The 17,106-nt window shown below is 74.5% G+C and carries 18 protein-coding genes; 9 read left to right on the top strand and 9 right to left on the bottom strand.

Annotation, left to right across the window (positions count from 1 at the left end; translation table 11 throughout):
• The first annotated feature begins 205 nt into the window (after positions 1–205).
• From ACFZP7_RS15875 to ACFZP7_RS15865, 3 genes are all read left to right on the top strand, one after another.
• Positions 206–1,336, top strand: coding sequence for an NADH:flavin oxidoreductase (locus ACFZP7_RS15875; protein WP_385634659.1), 1,131 nt, complete (start codon positions 206–208; stop codon positions 1,334–1,336).
• 97 nt (positions 1,337–1,433) lie between these two features.
• Complete coding sequence (locus tag ACFZP7_RS15870; RefSeq protein ID WP_046248912.1) at positions 1,434–2,951, top strand: carboxylesterase/lipase family protein; 1,518 nt, start codon at positions 1,434–1,436, stop codon at positions 2,949–2,951.
• A gap of 4 nt (positions 2,952–2,955) precedes the next feature.
• A complete protein-coding gene (locus ACFZP7_RS15865; RefSeq protein ID WP_164289446.1) occupies positions 2,956–3,321 on the top strand; it encodes a hypothetical protein in 366 nt (121 codons plus the stop codon).
• Between the two features lie 27 nt (positions 3,322–3,348).
• Here the strand turns inward: ACFZP7_RS15865 and ACFZP7_RS15860 are convergent, their stop codons facing one another.
• From ACFZP7_RS15860 to ACFZP7_RS15845, 4 genes are all read right to left on the bottom strand, one after another.
• Complete coding sequence (locus tag ACFZP7_RS15860; RefSeq protein ID WP_031016156.1) at positions 3,349–3,921, bottom strand: hypothetical protein; 573 nt, start codon at positions 3,919–3,921, stop codon at positions 3,349–3,351.
• Entirely contained in the window at positions 3,869–5,464 is a 1,596-nt protein-coding gene (locus ACFZP7_RS15855) for a PTS transporter subunit EIIC (protein WP_385634658.1), read from the bottom strand. The genes ACFZP7_RS15860 and ACFZP7_RS15855 overlap by 53 nt, the downstream gene beginning before the upstream one ends.
• A gap of 15 nt (positions 5,465–5,479) precedes the next feature.
• Positions 5,480–6,415: an N-acetylmuramic acid 6-phosphate etherase gene (murQ, locus tag ACFZP7_RS15850; protein ID WP_031016154.1), complete on the bottom strand. Its 936-nt coding sequence runs from the start codon at positions 6,413–6,415 to the stop codon at positions 5,480–5,482.
• A 113-nt stretch (positions 6,416–6,528) separates the two neighbouring features.
• Positions 6,529–7,443: a MurR/RpiR family transcriptional regulator gene (locus ACFZP7_RS15845; protein ID WP_046248910.1), complete on the bottom strand. Its 915-nt coding sequence runs from the start codon at positions 7,441–7,443 to the stop codon at positions 6,529–6,531.
• Positions 7,444–7,498: 55 nt separating this feature from the next.
• Between ACFZP7_RS15845 and ACFZP7_RS15840 the strand changes: the two genes are divergently transcribed.
• Complete coding sequence (locus ACFZP7_RS15840) at positions 7,499–7,882, top strand: hypothetical protein (RefSeq protein WP_019326639.1); 384 nt, start codon at positions 7,499–7,501, stop codon at positions 7,880–7,882.
• Between the two features lie 19 nt (positions 7,883–7,901).
• Positions 7,902–8,189 carry a DUF4031 domain-containing protein gene (locus ACFZP7_RS15835; RefSeq protein ID WP_019326638.1) on the top strand — a complete coding sequence of 96 codons (288 nt, stop codon included), beginning with the start codon at positions 7,902–7,904 and terminating at the stop codon, positions 8,187–8,189.
• On the opposite strand, the gene ACFZP7_RS15830 is transcribed toward ACFZP7_RS15835, so the two are convergent.
• Together ACFZP7_RS15830 and ACFZP7_RS15825 are read right to left on the bottom strand one after the other, a co-directional pair.
• Entirely contained in the window at positions 8,171–9,238 is a 1,068-nt protein-coding gene (locus ACFZP7_RS15830) for a GNAT family N-acetyltransferase (RefSeq protein WP_019326637.1), read from the bottom strand. The genes ACFZP7_RS15835 and ACFZP7_RS15830 overlap by 19 nt on opposite strands.
• Positions 9,239–9,248: 10 nt before the next feature.
• Positions 9,249–9,911, bottom strand: coding sequence for a hypothetical protein (locus tag ACFZP7_RS15825; protein WP_031016151.1), 663 nt, complete (start codon positions 9,909–9,911; stop codon positions 9,249–9,251).
• Between the two features lie 107 nt (positions 9,912–10,018).
• Here ACFZP7_RS15825 and ACFZP7_RS15820 point away from each other — a divergent pair, with 107 nt between their 5' ends.
• The 3 genes from ACFZP7_RS15820 (at position 10,019) to ACFZP7_RS15810 (ending at position 12,172) form a co-directional block, all read left to right on the top strand.
• Positions 10,019–10,669: a TetR/AcrR family transcriptional regulator gene (locus tag ACFZP7_RS15820; protein WP_385634657.1), complete on the top strand. Its 651-nt coding sequence runs from the start codon at positions 10,019–10,021 to the stop codon at positions 10,667–10,669.
• 33 nt (positions 10,670–10,702) lie between these two features.
• The gene (locus ACFZP7_RS15815) at positions 10,703–11,386 is read left to right on the top strand and encodes a maleylpyruvate isomerase family mycothiol-dependent enzyme (protein ID WP_031016150.1); all 684 of its coding nucleotides are present in this window, start codon (positions 10,703–10,705) and stop codon (positions 11,384–11,386) included.
• 96 nt (positions 11,387–11,482) lie between these two features.
• A complete protein-coding gene (locus ACFZP7_RS15810; protein ID WP_062131711.1) occupies positions 11,483–12,172 on the top strand; it encodes a copper homeostasis protein CutC in 690 nt (229 codons plus the stop codon).
• Between the two features lie 183 nt (positions 12,173–12,355).
• Here the strand turns inward: ACFZP7_RS15810 and ACFZP7_RS15805 are convergent, their stop codons facing one another.
• Complete coding sequence (locus ACFZP7_RS15805; protein ID WP_125770585.1) at positions 12,356–14,401, bottom strand: AAA family ATPase; 2,046 nt, start codon at positions 14,399–14,401, stop codon at positions 12,356–12,358.
• Between the two features lie 303 nt (positions 14,402–14,704).
• Here ACFZP7_RS15805 and ACFZP7_RS15800 point away from each other — a divergent pair, with 303 nt between their 5' ends.
• Positions 14,705–14,890, top strand: a complete 186-nt coding sequence (locus tag ACFZP7_RS15800) for a hypothetical protein (RefSeq protein WP_007390268.1) — start codon at positions 14,705–14,707, stop codon at positions 14,888–14,890.
• 3 nt (positions 14,891–14,893) lie between these two features.
• On the opposite strand, the gene ACFZP7_RS15795 is transcribed toward ACFZP7_RS15800, so the two are convergent.
• Together ACFZP7_RS15795 and ACFZP7_RS15790 are read right to left on the bottom strand one after the other, a co-directional pair.
• Positions 14,894–16,531, bottom strand: coding sequence for a DNA repair helicase XPB (locus ACFZP7_RS15795; RefSeq protein ID WP_019326630.1), 1,638 nt, complete (start codon positions 16,529–16,531; stop codon positions 14,894–14,896).
• A 76-nt stretch (positions 16,532–16,607) separates the two neighbouring features.
• Positions 16,608–16,820, bottom strand: a complete 213-nt coding sequence (locus tag ACFZP7_RS15790) for a hypothetical protein (RefSeq protein WP_019326629.1) — start codon at positions 16,818–16,820, stop codon at positions 16,608–16,610.
• Positions 16,821–17,106 lie beyond the last annotated feature (286 nt).

Genomic DNA, 17,106 nt, shown 5'->3' with positions numbered 1-17,106 from the left:
CCCGTACGGACCGAGGGCGGCACTCCCCGACAGGGGGGTGCCGCCCTCGGGCGTTTCCGGGACCCGCGGGGCCGCGCACCGGGTCGGATTGTGACCTGCGCCACTGATGGCGGGCGGTCGGAATGGGCGGGGCGGGGGTTCCGGTTGTGCCGGGCAGGTTCATGCGCATGCACATACTGACCGGTACCTCCAGAGGAGCCCCCACGTGACCGTCACCGCCGCCGACGCCGCCTCGCGCGCCGCCCAGATCCTCGCCCGCCCGGCCACCATCAACGGCCTGACCGTCCCCAACCGCATCGCGATGGCCCCGATGACCCGGATGTTCTCCCCGGGCGGCATCCCCGGCGAGGACGTGGTCTCGTACTACTCCCGCCGTGCCGCAGCGGGCGTCGGCCTGATCGTCACCGAGGGCACCTACGTCGGTCACGACTCCGCCGGGCAGAGCGACCGCGTGCCGCGCTTCCACGGCGAGGAGCAGCTGGCCGGCTGGGCGAAGGTCGCCGAGGCGGTGCACGCGGCGGGCGGCACCATCGTGCCCCAGCTCTGGCACATCGGCATGGTCCGCAAGCAGGGCGACCAGCCCTTCCCCGAGGCTCCCGCCGTCGGCCCCTCCGGTCTGCGCATCGGCGAGGACGAGGTCACCGGCAAGGCGATGACCCAGCGCGACCTGGACGACGTCATCGGCGCCTTCGCCCGGGCCGCCGCCGACGCCGAGCGCATCGGCTTCGACGGCGTGGAGATCCACGGCGCCCACGGCTACCTCGTCGACCAGTTCCTGTGGGCGGGCACCAACCGCCGCACCGACGCCTACGGCGGCGACCCGGTCTCCCGCACCCGCTTCGCCGCCGAGATCGTGGCCGCCGTACGCGAGAAGGTCTCCCCGGAGTTCCCGGTGATCTTCCGCTACTCGCAGTGGAAGCAGGACGCCTACGACGCCCGTCTCGCCGAGACCCCCGAGGAGCTGGAGGCGATCCTCGCCCCGCTCGCCTCGGCCGGCGTCGACGCCTTCCACGCCTCCACGCGCCGCTACTGGCAGCCCGAGTTCGACGACTCCGACCTCAACCTCGCCGGCTGGACCAAGAAGCTCACCGGCAAGACCGCCATCACCGTCGGCTCGGTGGGCCTGGAGGGCGAGTTCACCCAGTCCTTCCAGGGCGAGGGCGCCGCGCTGGGCAGCCTCGACAACCTGCTGGACCGCATGGAGCGCGACGAGTTCGACCTCGTCGCCGTCGGCCGGGCGCTGCTCCAGGACCCGCAGTGGGCACGGAAGGTCCTGTCCGGCCGCTTCGGCGAACTGACGCCCTTCGACGCGGCGTCGCTGAAGACCCTCAGCTGACCCGGCCCGCACCGGCGGCGCACCGCGGCGTAAGGTCCGTGGGATCACCAACTACTGCCGTACGTACGTCCAGCGGCGTCCAGTGAGGGAGTGATCCATGACCGACCCCGAGGTTCCGGAACCCGTGGTGCGCACCGCCGCCGGTGCGGTGCGCGGACGCCGGGAGGACGGACTGACCGTCTTCCGCGGCATCCCGTTCGCCGAACCGCCGGTCGGCGAGGCCCGGTTCGCCGCCCCGCGCCCCGCCCGCCCGTGGGACGGCGTGCGCGAGGCGTTCGCCTTCGGCCCGCCGCCCCCGCAGGACACGGGGATCGCGGGCCCGCCCGCCGCCCTCCCCGAGGGCGACGACTGGCTCACCGTCAACGTCTGGACCCCCGCCCCCGACCCGGCCGCCCGGCGCCCGGTCATGGTCTGGATCTACGGCGGCGCCTACCGGCTCGGCCACTCCGGCAGCCCCGGCTACGACGCCCGCCGCATCGCCGAGGACGGCGACCTCGTCGTCGTCACCCTCAACTACCGCGTCGGCATGGAGGGCTTCGCCCGCATCGAGGGCGCCCCCGCCAACCGCGGCCTGCTGGACCAGGTGGCCGCGCTGGAGTGGGTGCGGGACAACATCACCGCGTTCGGCGGCGACCCCGGGCAGGTCACGGTCTTCGGCGAGTCCGCGGGCGCCGGTTCCGTGGCCTCCCTGCTGGCCGTGCCCCGTGCCGCGGGCCTCTTCCACCGGGCCGTCGCCCAGAGCGTGCCGGGCACCTTCTTCTCCGACGAACTCGCCCGCGACATCGGCACCGTCCTCGCCGCCGAGCTGGGCCTGCGCCCCACCGTCGCCGACCTGGCCGCCGTGGCCCCGGACCAGCTGGTCAAGGCGGGCCAGACACTCGCCCCCCGGATGCCCCAGTACGTCGACCGCTGGGGGCAGGCCGCGCCCACGGTCACCCCGTACTCGCCGGTCGTCGACGGCGACGTGCTGCCCCGGACGCCGTGGCAGGCGCTGGCGTCCGGGGCGTCCCGGGACGTCGCCCTGGTCGTCGGCCACAACCGGGACGAGAACCGTCTGTTCACCGCCATGGCGGGGAAGCTGGGCGAGATCTCCGAGGAGCGCGCGGCCAAGGCGCTGCGGCTCTACGCGCCGGGCGGCGAGGCGGCCTACCGCGCCGCCTACCCCGGCTGGTCCGCGAACGACCTGTACGAACGCGTCCAGACCGACTGGCTGTTCGCCATGCCGTCCCTGCACCTGGCCGAGGCCCACCTCGCGGGCGGCGGCCGCTCCCACGTCTACGAGCTGACCTGGCCGGCTCCCGGCAACGGCGGTGCCCTCGGCGCCTGCCACGCCCTGGACGTGCCCCTGCTCTTCGGCACCTTCCGGGCCGACCTCGGCCTGCTCCTCTTCGAGGGCGCCGAACCGTCCGCCGAGGCGCGGGCCCTGTCCTCCCGCTTCCGTTCCTCCTGGACCGCCTTCGCCCGCACCGGCGACCCCGGCTGGCCGGCGTACGACACCGAGCGGCGCCTCGTCCAGGTCCTGGACGCGGAGCCGGTCGTCGCGCCCTACCCGGAGGAGGCGTCCCGGCGGCTGTGGGAGAGCCACGAGTTCGCGGCACTGCCGCTGCTGGGCTGAGGCGGTGCGGTTCCGGGGGCTCCTGCTCGGTCTGTTCCTCCTCCCGGCCGTCTTCGGCGCGTACCTGCTGGCCGGGGCCGCGACCGAGGACGGCACGCCCCGGTGCGACGGCATCATCGAGGAGTACGGGGACGCGGAACGCTCCGGCCCGATGAAACCGGGCGAGACCTGCGACCTGTACGACTTCGCGGACGGCCGGTCGCAGGGCACCCGGAGCTACGACCAGCAGCGCAAGGCCCAGGAGGCGAAGGCGTCGAAGGACGGTCTGGTGGGCGGGGTCTGCCTCGTCTACGGGCTGGCCGGAGCCTGCGCGGTGATCGCCGGCCGCAGGGCCGCCCCGGCACCACCCGGGAAGCCGACGCCGCCCTGAGACCGCGCCGCGCAGCCGAAGGGGCGGTCAGGCGCCGCCCATCGGCTCGATGTCCACCCGTACCGGCGTCCCCCACACCCGCAGCACCTCGTAGTCCGTGAACTCGTGGACCAGCCGGTACGCCATCGCCGCGCGGGGCGCCCGCAGCTGGGCGGCGATGTACAGCTCGGCCTCGCGGCGGTCCCGGCGCGGGGTGCCGCACAGCTGCCACGCCTGGCCGTTCCACAGCTCCGGCAGCCAGCGCTGCTGGGGCTGGGGGCGCTCGCCCCGGACGCCGTAGCGGGACGGGACCGGCTCGGTCGCGGGCCGGGCCGGGAGCGGCCCCCCGTTGTACTCGACGCGGCGCGCGGAGCGGCGGCGGGTCTCGCACAGCAGGCACAGGTCGGGGGCCGCCTTGTCGACCGGGCCGTTCGGGTGCTCGGGGCAGCGGGTGCTGGGGGCCGTCGACTCGACGCTCTCCTCCAGCAGGTCCAGCGCCCGCTTCAGGTCCGCGCGGACCTCGTGCAGCTTGGCGTCCGGTGTGTCGGTGCCCAGGGCCTCGCCGTGCTCACCGAGGAGACGCAGGGCGCGGCCCAGGGCGGTCAGCTGGGCGTGGTTCATGTTTCTCAGGGTCGCACACGGGGCGTCCCGCGCCGTCGGGCAGACCGAAGAAGTACGTCGCCAGGAAGCCCACCGCGTACCCGGTGAGCAGCCCGCCGCCGTACACCCCCGCCGTCACCGCCCAGCCGCCGCCCGCGAGGAGCGGGAACAGCGCCCAGCCGGACGGGCCGATCGCCGTCGCGCCCACCTCCGTGCCGAGCATCGCGAAGAGGCCGACGAAGGCGCCGCCCGCCGCGCCGCCCACGCACGCGGTGAGGAAGGGGCGGCCGAGGGGCAGGGAGACGCCGTAGATCAGCGGTTCGCCGACGCCGAGGAGACCGGCCGGGAGCGCCGACCGGATCGTCGTGCGCAGGGAGGTGTCGTGGCGCAGACGGACGTAGACCGCCGCCGCCGCGCCGACCTGGCCCGCGCCCGCCATGGCCAGGATGGGCAGCAGGACGGTGTGGCCCTGCTGCTCGATCAGGGTGGTGTGGATGGGGATGAGGGCCTGGTGGAGGCCGAGCATCACCAGGGGGAGGAAGAGGCCGCCGAGGATCAGGCCGGCCAGGGCGCCCGTGGTCGTCAGGAGCCAGTCCGCCGCCGTGCCGATGGCCGTGGCGACCTCCCCGGCCGCGTACATGAGGACGTAGAGGGTGAGCAGGCCGGAGACCAGGACGGTGAGGGTCGGCGTGAGCAGGACGTCCAGGGTGCCGGGGAGGCGGGCGCGGCACCACTTCTCGACGTACGTGCCGAGCACGGCGGCCGCCAGCGCGCCGAGGACGCCGCCCTGGCCGGGGGCGAGGGCCGTCCCGAAGGCCGTCACCTTCGCGACCCCCGGGTAGACGACGACGGCGGCGACCGCGCCGCCCAGCACGGGCGTGCCGCCGAACTCCCTGGCCGTGTTGTGGCCGACGAACACCGCGATCAGCGCCATGAAGGCGGAGGAGAGGGCGGTCAGGGCGGGGGTCAGACCGGGGAGCCAGCGCAGATTGGTCAGCAGGCCCGCGATGCCGGCGACGATGCCGCAGCCGATCAGTGCGGGGATGAGGGGGACGAAGATGTCCGCGACGCGGCGCAGGGCCGTCTTGAGCGGGGTCGCGTTGCGGGCCTTCTGCCGGGCCTTCAGCTCGGCGCCGCGCCGGGCGAGGGCGTCCGCCGTGTCGGCCGTCGTGTCGGCCGCCGGGGTGACCGCCGGGGCGACGGCGGGGGTGACCGACGCGTCGTCCGCCCCGGCGGTCTTCCCGCCGTCCTCCCCGTCGCCGTACCTCCCGTCGCCGTCCGCCCGGTCGTCCGCCGTGCCGGTCCCCCCGGCCGCGAGCAGCGCCTCGAAGGCCGCCGTCACCCGGCCGACCACCCCCGGGCCCAGCACCACCTGGTACGAGGCGCCGTCCTCCACCACCCCCAGCACCCCGGGCACCGCCCGCAGCGCCTCGTCGTCCACCCGGGAGCGGTCGGCCAATCCCAGGCGCAGGCGGGTCATGCAGTGGGCGACGGAGGTGACGTTGGCGGGGCCGCCGACCAGGGGGAGGAGGGCGGCGGCCGTGGCGTGGGGGTCCTTGATCACCCTCCGAGCGTGCGGTCAGCCCCGCGCCGCCGCCAGCGCGGCGCGCAGGTGGCCGCCGGAGTCCTCCAGAAGGCGGGCGGCCGTCGGGCCGTCCACGTCGGCCAGCAGGGTCAGGATCGCGTGCTTGACCTCGCCGTCGGTCGCGGTCAGGGCCCGCTCGATCGCGTCGTCGGGGGCGCCGGTCGCCAGGGCGACGATGCGGCGGGAGCGGGCCCGCAGCTTCTCGTTGGAGGCGCGGACGTCCACCATCAGGTTCCCGTAGGTCTTGCCGAGCCGGATCATGGTGATCGTCGAGATCATGTTCAGGACCAGCTTCTGCGCCGTACCGGCCTTCAGCCGGGTCGATCCGGTGATCAGCTCGGGACCGGTGACGACCTCGACGCCGTGCTCGGCGGCGGCGGCCAGGGCGCTGCCCCGGTTGCACGCCAGCCCGACGGTCAGGGCCCCCCGCGCGCGGGCGTGCTCGACGGCGCCGACGGCGTAGGGCGTGCGGCCGGACGCGGAGACGCCGACCACCGAGTCGTCGGCGGTGAGACCGAGGGCGTCCAGATCGGCCCGGGCCAGCTCGGCGGAGTCCTCGGCGCCCTCCACGGAGGTCACCATGGCCTCCGCGCCGCCCGCGATCAGGCCGACGACCTGCCCGGGGGCGGTGTTGAAGGTGGGCGGGCACTCCGAGGCGTCCAGCACACCGAGCCGGCCGGCGGTGCCGGCGCCCGCGTAGATCAGCCGCCCGCCGCGCGCCATCCGGGCGGCGACGGCGTCGACGGCGGCGGCGATCTCCGGCAGCCGCTCGGCGACGGCGGCGGCCACGGCGGCGTCCTCGCCGTTCATCACGCGGGCGATGTCCAGGGTGGGTGACTGGTCGATCTCGGCCAGCTCGGGCCGGAACGCCTCGGTGGTCAGCGTCTCCAACTGGGAGCGCAGGTCGGGGTGGTGGGGGGTGGAGGTCATGGGTGCAGCTCTTTCGGTTCGATCTCGATGCCGGGCGGTGCAGCGTCCTGGGGGCCGCGGGGAACTGCGCGACCGGCCACATACGGTCCGCGGCCGCCCACGCCGATCAACCCCTACGGTCTCCCGCGCGCCCCGTGCCGATGGGCCAACGCCTCGTAGGACGCGGCCAGAGCCGGCGCGGCCTGTTCGTACGTCCGCTGCGCCACCCCCACGAACAGGCAGTCCACCACCAGCAGCTGACTCGTCCGCGACGACATCGCCGCGGGCCGCAGCTCGCTCTCCCGGGAGGTCGACGTGGTCAGCACGTGGTCGGCGTACTGGGTGACGGGGCTGTCGGGACGCCCGGTGACGGCGACGGTCGTCGCGCCGCGCTCGAAGGCGACCCGCAGCGGTTCGATCACGTCCCCGGTCGAACCGGAGTGCGTGATCGCGATGGCGACGTCCCCGGACCGCAACTGCACCGCGTTGGTGACGGCGAGGTGCGGGTCGCCGGGCGCGTGGGCTATCAGCCCTATGCGCAGCAGTTTCTGGGTGAGGTCCTGGGCGACCAGCCCGGAGGCGCCGATGCCGTACACGTCGGTGCGGCGGGCCGCGGCGAGCGCGGTGACGGCCGCGCCGAGCTGGACCGTGTCCAGACCCGCGGCGGTGTCGGCGAGGGTCTGCTGCTCGTCGTAGGCGAGCTTGGCCACGACGTCGGCGATCGGGTCGTCGACCGCGATGTCGGTGGTGATGGCGGGCGCGCGGCCGGACTGCTGCTGGGCGGCGAGGCCGGCGAGGGCGAGGCGCAGGTCCCGGTAGCCGGGGTAGCCGAGCAGCCGGGCGGTGCGGACGACCGTCGCCTCGCTGGTGCCGGTCAGCTCCGCGAGGCCGGTGACCGTGAGGGCCGCGCAGCCGGCCGGGTCGCCCGCGACGGCCTCGGCGACCCGCTGCATGGAACGGGTCATCGACGGTGACAGCGTGCGCACCTTGGCCGCCAGCGCGCCCGGTGCGGGAGGTGAGGCGAAAGTTTCCTTCACTTCATCGGTCACTCATGAAAGATATTTTCGTTTCGGTCCGTGGGTCAAGAGTGCGCACAATGGGTGCATGGACCCCATCAGCCCCCTGGAGCAGGCGCTGCACGCCGCACGCGCCCTGGTGCTCGCCGATCTGGTGGCGGGCCAGGTCGCCGAGCCGGACGTCGTGTCCCTGGTGGAGGAGTCCGTCGCGCAGCGTCGCTGGTGGGTCGAGCAGTGGCCCGAGGGCGCCGAGTTCGTGGCCGGGCTGGTCGCGCAGGACGTGCAGGACGCGCTGCTGGAGCGGTACGGACGCTGGCCGCTGTGCCCGGTGTGCGGCTCCGGCGACCCCCACGCGCTGGACGTCGAGCCGGAGTTGGGACCCGACCCGCACTGGGTGTGCGGCAAGGCGGGCGTGAAGGTGGCGGCGGTCGGCTCGCTGGGCACGGCCGGCGCCGGCCCGCGGCCGTCGTGAGCCGGACGGGGACGAGCCGGTGACCGTCTACATCGATCCGCCGACCTGGCCGGGCCACGGCCGTCTGTGGTCGCACCTGGTCAGCGACGTCTCCTTCGCCGAACTGCACGCGTTCGCCGAGGCGCTGGGCGTGCCCCGCCGCGCCTTCGAGCGGGACCACTACGACATCCCCGCGCAGCGGTACGCCGACGCGGTGTCGGCCGGCGCGCGGGAGGTGAGCAGCCGCGAGGTGGTGCGGCTGCTGCACGGGGCGGGACTGCGGCGGCGCAAGGGCGCGGGCGCCGACGCTCAGTCGCGCAGCTCGTAGGTGAGCAGGTCCTCGTCCTCGGCGACCAGGCGGTAGCCGGCCCGGGTGACGACCGCCTGTGAGCGGAGGTTGGCCCGGTCGATCTTCGCGCGCAGGACGGTGCCGTCGCGCCGCGCCGGCGACCAGGCCGACAGCGCGCGCAGCGCCTCGGTGGCGTAGCCCATGCCGCGGGCGTCCTCGGCGAGGTCGTAGCCGATCTCGGCCCGCCCCTCCTCGTCCGGTGGCCCGTGGAAGCCCATGGCGCCGACCGCGCGGCCGTCCTCGCTCCGCACGAGGACGAAGACACCCCACTCCGGCCGGTGCGTGCCCGCCTCGTACGCCTTCAGCAGCATCCCGGCGGCGTCCCGGGTGCCCTGGTAGGGGCCGCTGTCGACCCACGCGAACCCGCCGTCGCCGCCCGCGGCCAGGTCGGCGGCGGACGCGGGGGTGACGCCCTGGAGGGTGAGGCGTTCGGCGTCGATCACCAGGTTGTTGCGCCAGCGCCACTCGGTGACCGCCGGGCGTCCGGGCAGGTCGCCGCGGCCGGTGGCCCACAGCAGGGTGCGCCAGGGGTCGGGGCCGGGGCGGACGTGCGGGAAGAGGCGGGCGAGCACGTCCGCGCAGAGCCCGGCGGGCGGCTCGTGGGCGAGGCCCAGGCCCTCGGCGATGTCGTGCGTGTGGACCAGCACCTCGGTGATCCCCATCGCGGCGAAGCCTTCGCGGTCCGCGCTGCGGAAGGGGTACGGGTGGAAGGCGCGGACCTCGCGCGGCGTGGTGCGGACGGCCGCCGCGAGCAGGGCGCCCGTCGTCTCGATGACGTGCAGGCACCCCTCGTTGTCGGTGCCGTCGTCGAGCGTGATCTCGAACGGGACGTACGCCCGGGTGGCACGGCCGGCGAGCTGGCCCGCGTAGGCGATGAGGTCGCTCGCGATGTGCTCGGCCGTGCGCCGGCAGTCCCAGTCCAGCCGGCCGGCCCGCACCGCCGTCCAGTCCCGGTCCGTCGCCGTCCGCAGCAGCGCCACGGCGCCCGCGACGGCCTCCTCCACCTGTTCCCCGCCCAAGGTCAGCATGCGGGGCAGGCTACGTCGCGGCCTCCCCGCCCGGCGACAGCATTTCCAGCTCGCCGGTGAGGTTGTAGCGGGCGGTCGCCTCCCACGCGCGGCGGCCGTGCGGGGTGTGGAAGAGAGCGGGCAGCGCGAGGAGTCGGCGCAGGATGGCGGCGCGGCCCTCGCGGAAGGCGTCGTCCGGCACGAAGTGGTACTCCTGCCGTACGGCCGCCGTGTACGCGGCGTACGCCGACGGGGGCGAGGCGAGGATCGCGAGGTCGGCGTCGCACAGCACCTGCCCGTCCCGGTCGTCCTCGGCCGGGGCGTGGGTGACGGTGAGGCGGACCAGGCGGGCCACCTCGGCGGTCCGGTCCGCCGGGACGCCGGCCTCGGGCAGGGCGCGCTCGGCGAGACGGGCCGAGCGCTCCTCGTTCTCCGAGCGCTCGGGCAGATAGACCGCGTCGTGGAACCAGGCGGCGAGCCGCACCGCGTCCGGGTCGTCGGCGTGCTCCTCCAGTACGTCGATGTGGTCCAGGACCGCCGTCAGGTGCGCGAGCGTGTGGTAGCGCCGCTGGGGTTCCCGCCAGCGGGCGAGCAGGTTGTCGGCGTACGGCGCGGGGTCCGGACCGCCCCCGGGGCCGCGGGCCCCGTCCAGGGCGCGGGCGAAGCGGGAGCGCAGGGCGTCGAGGTCGGCCATGGGCCCATTGTCCCCGCGCGGAGGACGGCGACCGCGGTGATAACCTCTAACTCAATCTTGACTCTGTAGTCACGCAGGACCCACGCGGACCGGAGAGGCGGCGGACCATGACGCAGGCGGGCACCGGGACACCGCGCGAGCGCTACCGCGCCCAGGTGCGCGCGGAGATCAAGGAGCACGCCCGGGAGCAGATCGCCACGGCGGGGGCGTCCGCGCTCTCCCTCAACGCGATCGCCAAGCGGATGGGGATGAGCGGGCCCGCGCTCTACCGGTACTTCGCCGGCCGCGACGAGCTGATCACCGAACTCGTCAGGGACGCCTACCGCAGCCTCGCCGACACCTTCCGGACAGCCGCCGGTTCCGGCGCCGACCTGGCCGGGCTTGCGCACACCATGCGCTCCTGGGCGCTGGCCGACCCCCAGCGGTACTTCCTGGTCTTCGGCACCCCCGTCCCGGGCTACCACGCGCCCGCCGACGTCACCCAGATCGCCGCCGAGACCATGGCCGTCATCCTCGACGCCTGCGCCGGGCCGGCGGACGAGGGCGGGGGGCCGACGGCGTTCGAGGCGCACCTCGACGGCCACCGGCAGTGGGCGGGCGGGCACCCGGCTCCCCCCGCCGCCCTCCACCGGGCCCTGTCCTTCTGGACCCGGCTGCACGGCGTGCTGTCGCTGGAGCTGGCCGGTCACTTCGCCGGCATGGGATTCGACCCGGCGCTCCTGTTCGCCGCCGAGCTGGACGATCTCACGGCACACTGACCGCGGGGACGGCCGCGCCCCTAACGTGGAGTCATGACGACTCCTGCTGACGTGCACGACGTACGCGATCCCGAACGGCCCGGGCGGCTGCTGGCCGCGGAGCGGGACGAGCTGCTGCCGCTGCTGCGGTCCCGGACGGACGCCGACTTCGCGCTGCCGGTGGCCGCGTGTCCCGGCTGGACCGTGCGGGACGTGCTGGCGCACTGCTCCTCGGCGCTGACGCGGGCGGTGGAGAACCGCTTCGAGCGAGGCGTCTTCTCGCCCGAGTCCAACGACCGGGACATCGCCGAACGCGCCGACTGGACCAACGCCCGGATCCTCGACGAGCTGGAACGCGGCATGACCGAGGCCGGTCCGGTGATCGGCCGCGCCGGCGGCGTCCTGGACATGCTGGCCCTGGGCGAGTGGGTACACGCGGGCGACGTACGGGTGGCCCTCGGCGAGCCGGGGGCGTACGCCGGGCGCGGACTGCCGGAGGCGCTGGCGCTGCTGGGCACGCTCACCCGCGACCGCGGCCATGTGCCGCTCCACGCCGACCTCGACGACGTGGACGAGCCGCTGAAGCTGGGCGGGGCGAGCGGCGAGCGGCCGCCGGGCCGGTTCATCGGGGACGCGCCGACGCTGGTGCGGCTGTACGCCGGCCGGCCCGTCGAGGACGGGAACGGCTACGAGCTGGCCGGGGTGGAGGCGGCGGAGCTGAACCTCTTCGGGGGCTGAGCGGCGCCGGGAGGCGGCGTGGGGGAGTCCCGGCCGGGCTTCGGGGCGTAGTCTTGGATTGGACTAGACCTGTAGTAGGCCGACGAATGGGGTCCCATGAGCAAGCGTGCAGTCCTGGAGGTGATCGCCCTCGACGTCGAGGACGCCGTCGCCGCCCAGGCCGGAGGCGCGGATCGCCTCGAACTGGTCACCGACATGGCGGCCGACGGACTCACCCCGTCGGCCGAGACCGTCGCCGCGATCCGCGCCGCCGTCGACATCGACCTGCGGGTGATGCTGCGGCTGGCGGACGGTTTCGCCGCCGGGGACGTCGAGCGGCTGGTCGGGGTCGCCGGGCGGCTGCGGGAGGCCGGGGCGACGGAGTTCGTGCTCGGGTTCCTCGACGCGGACGGCGACGTCGATCTCGGTGCGGTGGAACGGGTCGCCGGGGTGCTGGAGGGGTGCCGGTGGACCTTCCACCGCGCGATCGACCGCGCCGCGAACCGGGACGCCCTGCGCAAGCAGCTCGCGGACTTTCCCGGGCTGGACACGTATCTGACGGCCGGGGCGGCCGGCGGGGTGGACGACGGGCTGACCGTACTGCTCGCCGAGGCGCGGCGGCGCGGGGAGCCGGGGTACGAGCAGCAGCTGCTGGTGGGCGGCGGGCTGCGGCTGGAGCACGTGCCGGGGCTGCTGGACGCGGGGATCGACGGCTTCCACATCGGTGGGGCGGCACGGCCCTCCGGATGGGACGGGCCGGTCTCGGCGGAGGCGGTCGGGGAGTGGCGGCGGGTGCTGGGGGACTGAGCGGCGTCCGAGCGGTCCCCGGCGCTCGCTGCTCGCGGGGGCGGTTCGCGCGGCCCGGCGCCGCGGGGTGCCTCCCCCACTCTCGGCTTCGCTCGAGCGGGAGGTGCCCCCACCGCCCACCCGTGCCGCCCCGGGGGTGCCTCCCAGGCCGTTCGGACACGGGGAGGCACGCCTGCCCGCGGATCACGCGAGCTGCGGCGGCAGTCCCGACCCGTGGGTCACGATCAGGCCGGACACCGCGCGGGTCAGGCAGACGTACAGCCGTCGCAGCCCCGTCCGCTCGTCCGGCTCCCCGTCGACCACGGCCCGCGGCTCGTCCAGGACCACGTAGTCGTACTCCAGGCCCTTGGCCAGCGAGGCCGGTACCAGGGTCAGGCGGGTGGCCCGGGTCGTCTCCTCGCCGGGACCGACGTGGCCCATCCCCGCCGCCCCGAGCGCCGCCGCCACCTCCGGGACGCGCGCGTCGGCGGCGATCAGGCCCACCGAGCCCTCCCGCTCCAGCAGTTCGCGGCACGCCGCCACCACGTCCGCCGTCCCGTCGGCCGTCTCACGGACCTCGAAGAACCCCGGGTTCTCACGGATCGACGCCACCGGGGTCAGCCCCGGCGCGATGTGCGGCAGCAGCCGGGAGGCGTACGCGATCACGTCCGTCGGCACGCGGAAACCGGCGGTCAGCTCCTCGATCACGGCCCCCTCCTTGCCCAGGTGGGCCAGCGCCTCCTCCCAGCTCCGGGTCGCCCACGGGGTGGTGCCCTGCGCCAGGTCGCCCAGGACGGTCACCGAACCGGTGGAGCAGCGCCGGCCCACCGCGCGGTACTGCATGGGGGAGAGGTCCTGCGCCTCGTCGAGGACCACATGCCCGAGGGAGTGGGTGCGCTCGATCAGGTCGGTCGCCTCGTCGATCAGCACGGCGTCGGCGGGCGACCACCTGGCGGACTTCACCGAGCGGGCCGGCTTCACCCACAGCACCGCCTTCTGCTCCTCCTCACCGAGCAGGCCCTCGGCGTGCTCGGCGAGGAAGTCCGCGTCGGTCAGCAGGCGCAGGACGAGCTTGGCGGGGTCCACCTGCGGCCAGACGGTCTTCACCACGGCCTTCACGGCGGCGTTGCGCGCCACCGCGTTCTGCACCCGGTCGTCCGGCGCCTCGCCCGCCCGCTCCATCTGCACCAGCACGGCGTGCGCGATGCGCTGCGGAAGCGCCTCGCGCGCGGCGCCGTAGCGGATGTCGCGGGCGAGCAGCTCGCGGACGATCTCCTCCAGCTCGTACGCCGCCACCCGCCAGCGGCGCGAGCCGCGCACCACCACGACGCCCTCGGTGGGCATGACGACGTGCGCGTACAGGGCACGGCGCAGCACCCGCGCCATCCGCGCGTCGCCCTTGATCACCGCCGCCGTCGCCTCGTCGGTGCCCCGCACCTCGACGTGCGCCACCAGATCGTCGACGGTCGCCTGGCGCACCGTCAGCTCGCCGAGGGCCGGCAGGACCTGCTCGATGTAGTGCAGGAAGGACCGGTTGGGGCCGATGACGAGGGTGCCGGTGCGGGCCAGACGCTCGCGGTGGGCGTAGAGGAGGTAGGCGACCCGGTGCAGGCCCACGGCGGTCTTGCCGGTGCCGGGGCCGCCCTGCACACAGACCGACCCGGACAGCCCGGCGCGCACGATCTCGTCCTGCTCGGGCTGGATGGTCGCCACGATGTCCCGCATCGGACCGACGCGGGGCCGCTCGATCTCCTGCTGGAGCAGCTTGCTGGTGGTCGCCGCCTCGTCGGGGTCGGACAGGTGCTCGTCCTCGTACGCCGTGAGGTCGCCGCCGGTGTAGCCGAAGCGGCGGCGCAGGGCGATGTCCAGCGGGTTCTTCTTCGACGCCTGGTAGAACGGCTGCGACACCGGGGCGCGCCAGTCGATCACCATCGGGTCGCCGTCCGCGTCGTGCACATGCCGGCGACCGACGTAGAAGCGCTCCCCCTCCGCGCCCTCCGCCTGCTCGGCGCCGGGGGAGTGCAGGTAGTCGAGCCGGCCGAAGAAGAGCGGGGTCTCGCTCAGGTCGGCGAGCGCCTTGATGCGCTCCTCGATCTGGCTCTCCAGCACCGCGGCGTTGACCCAGTTCGCGGTGACGTCGGTGATGTCGAGGGACTCGACGTCCTCCCGCATGGCGCGCAGGGCGGAACGCGAGGCGGCGAGGTGGGCGCGCTCCTTGGCGAGGGGGTCGTCGTGGACGGGCGTGGACAAGGGGGTGCCTCCGGATGACCTGCGGTGGGGTGGGCGCGGTTTCCGCGCGCGGGGAACCGGCCGGTTTCCGTCCGGTCGGCGGCGCTCCTGGGGGAGGCGGGCAAGAGCGGAGATTGTAGGGGAGCGGACGGGAGGCGGGCCAACGGTTTTTCCGTGCCCCGCCGTTCCGCCCGGCCCGACCCCTAGGGGTTCGGGCCTCCCGCTCTCGGGGGACGCGCTCCCTCCACGGTCGTAGCGGGGGACGGCGGGGCTTCGGCCCGCAGACCGATGCCGGTCGGGGGTGGGCAGTCGCACCATGGAGACATGAGCGCAGCAACCATCTCCCCCGCCCCGGCACCGGGCCGCGCGTCCGGTGCCACGCCCGTGGCCGGCAGCCACCGGCACCGGCTCGGCGACGCCGTGCGCGCCGTGCGGGTGTTCGCGGGCGCCGCCTTCGACGTCGTCATCCTCGGCGAGTACGGCGAGGAGGCAGGCGTCCGCCGCCGCTGAGCGTCAGTTCAGGATCTCGTCCGCGTCCATGATCCGGTAGGCGTAGCCCTGTTCCGCCAGGAAGCGCTGGCGGTGGGCGGCGAAGTCCTGGTCGAGGGTGTCGCGGGCGACCACCGAGTAGAAGTGCGCCTGGTGACCGTCGGCCTTCGGCCGCAGCACCCGGCCCAGGCGCTGGGCCTCCTCCTGCCGCGACCCGAAGGTGCCCGACACCTGGATCGCGACCGTCGCCTCCGGAAGGTCGATCGAGAAGTTCGCGACCTTCGACACGACCAGCACGCTGATCTCACCCTGCCGGAACGACTCGAAGAGCTTCTCCCGCTGGGCGTTGGACGTGTCGCCCTTGATCACCGGCGCGCCCAGGTGCTCGCCCAGTTCGTCGAGCTGGTCGATGTACTGGCCGATGACGAGGATCTGCTGCCCGGCGAAGCGGCGCACGATCGCCTCGGTCACCTTGCGCTTGGTGTCGGTCGTCGCGCAGAAGCGGTACTTCTCCTCCGCCTCGGCCGTCGCGTACGCCAGCCGCTCCGAGTCGGTCAGATTGACCCGGACCTCCACGCAGTCGGCGGGCGCGATGTAGCCCTGCGCCTCGATCTCCTTCCAGGGCGCGTCGAAGCGCTTGGGCCCGATGAGGGAGAACACGTCCGACTCGCGGCCGTCCTCGCGCACCAGGGTCGCGGTCAGGCCGAGGCGGCGGCGCGCCTGGAGGTCGGCGGTGAACTTGAAGACCGGCGCCGGCAGCAGGTGCACCTCGTCGTAGACGATCAGCCCCCAGTCCCGGGAGTCGAACAGCTCCAGGTGCGGGTAGACACCCTTCCGCCGGGTCGTCAGCACCTGGTACGTGGCGATGGTGACCGGCCGGATCTCCTTCTTCGTGCCGCTGTACTCGCCGATCTCGTCCTCGGTCAGCGAGGTGCGCTTGACCAGCTCGTGCTTCCACTGCCGGGCGGAGACCGTGTTGGTGACCAGGATCAGGGTCGTCGACTTCGCCTGCGCCATCGAACCGGCGCCGACCAGCGTCTTGCCCGCGCCGCAGGGGAGGACGACGACGCCGCTGCCGCCGTGCCAGAAGTTCTCCACCGCCTGCTTCTGGTACGGGCGCAGCGCCCAGCCGTCCTCGGCCAGCTCGATCGGGTGCGCCTCGCCGTCGACGTATCCGGCGAGGTCCTCGGCGGGCCAGCCGAGCTTCAGCAGCGTCTGCTTGATCTGGCCGCGCTCGGAGGGGTGCACGGCCACCGTGTCGGGGTCGATGCGGGCGCCGACCAGCGGCGCGATCCGCTTCGACTTCAGGACCTCCTCCAGCACCGGCCGGTCGGTGGTCGTCAGGACCAGTCCGTGCGCCGGGTGCTTGGAGAGGGTGAGGCGGCCGTAGCGGTCCATCGTCTCGGCGATGTCGACCAGCAGCGCGTGCGGCACCGGGTAGCGGCTGTACTCGACGAGCGCGTCGACGACCTGCTCGGCGTCGTGGCCCGCCGCCCGCGCGTTCCACAGGCCCAGCGGCGTCACCCGGTAGGTGTGGATGTGCTCCGGGGCCCGCTCCAGTTCCGCGAAGGGCGCGATGGCCCGACGGCAGTCGGCGGCCTGCTCGTGGTCGACCTCGAGGAGCAGGGTCTTGTCGGACTGGACGATCAGCGGACCATTCACGGGCGGCACCCTTTCGCGTGCGTGAGGCCGACGACGGCTCGGCCAACAGTCCAGTGTGCCTGATCGTCCCGGCGGCCTACCGCAGGGCGATGTTGTTGATCAGCGGTCCCTCGACCGTGACCCCCTCCGTGACCAGGGACTCCACACCGGTGGCCGGCAGCGGCAGGGGCAGGGCGGCGGCCTTGGGAGCGAGGGCGCCGAACAGCGCGGCGGCGGTGATCAGGGCGGCGACGGAGACGGCGACGGCGGAACGGGCGGCGCGGTCCGGATCGGGGAGCTGGGAGCGCATGAGGTGCCTTTCGGGAGACTGGCGGGGGGGGAGGAGACGGGAGGACCTGGGGCAGCGGGCCGGGCCCGGGGGGCTGGGACCCGGCCCGCCGTCAGGGGACGTGAGCGCGTAGCTCAGCGAGCGGTCAGAGGGTCAGGCCCCCACCGAGGTCGATGCCGACCGCGGCGGCCTCGGCGGCGAACGCCGCGATCAGCGCGGCGGTGGAGGTCAGGACGGTGGCGACTCGACGAACGGCACGCATCGGATGGTTCCTTTCGGTTCGGTGTGCAGGACACCCGGTGGCTGC

Origin of the sequence: Streptomyces sp. SudanB5_2050 (genome assembly GCF_964272335.1) — a bacterium.
GTDB lineage: Bacteria > Actinomycetota > Actinomycetes > Streptomycetales > Streptomycetaceae > Streptomyces > Streptomyces rochei.
This window is presented reverse-complemented; position numbering and strand designations above follow the sequence as displayed.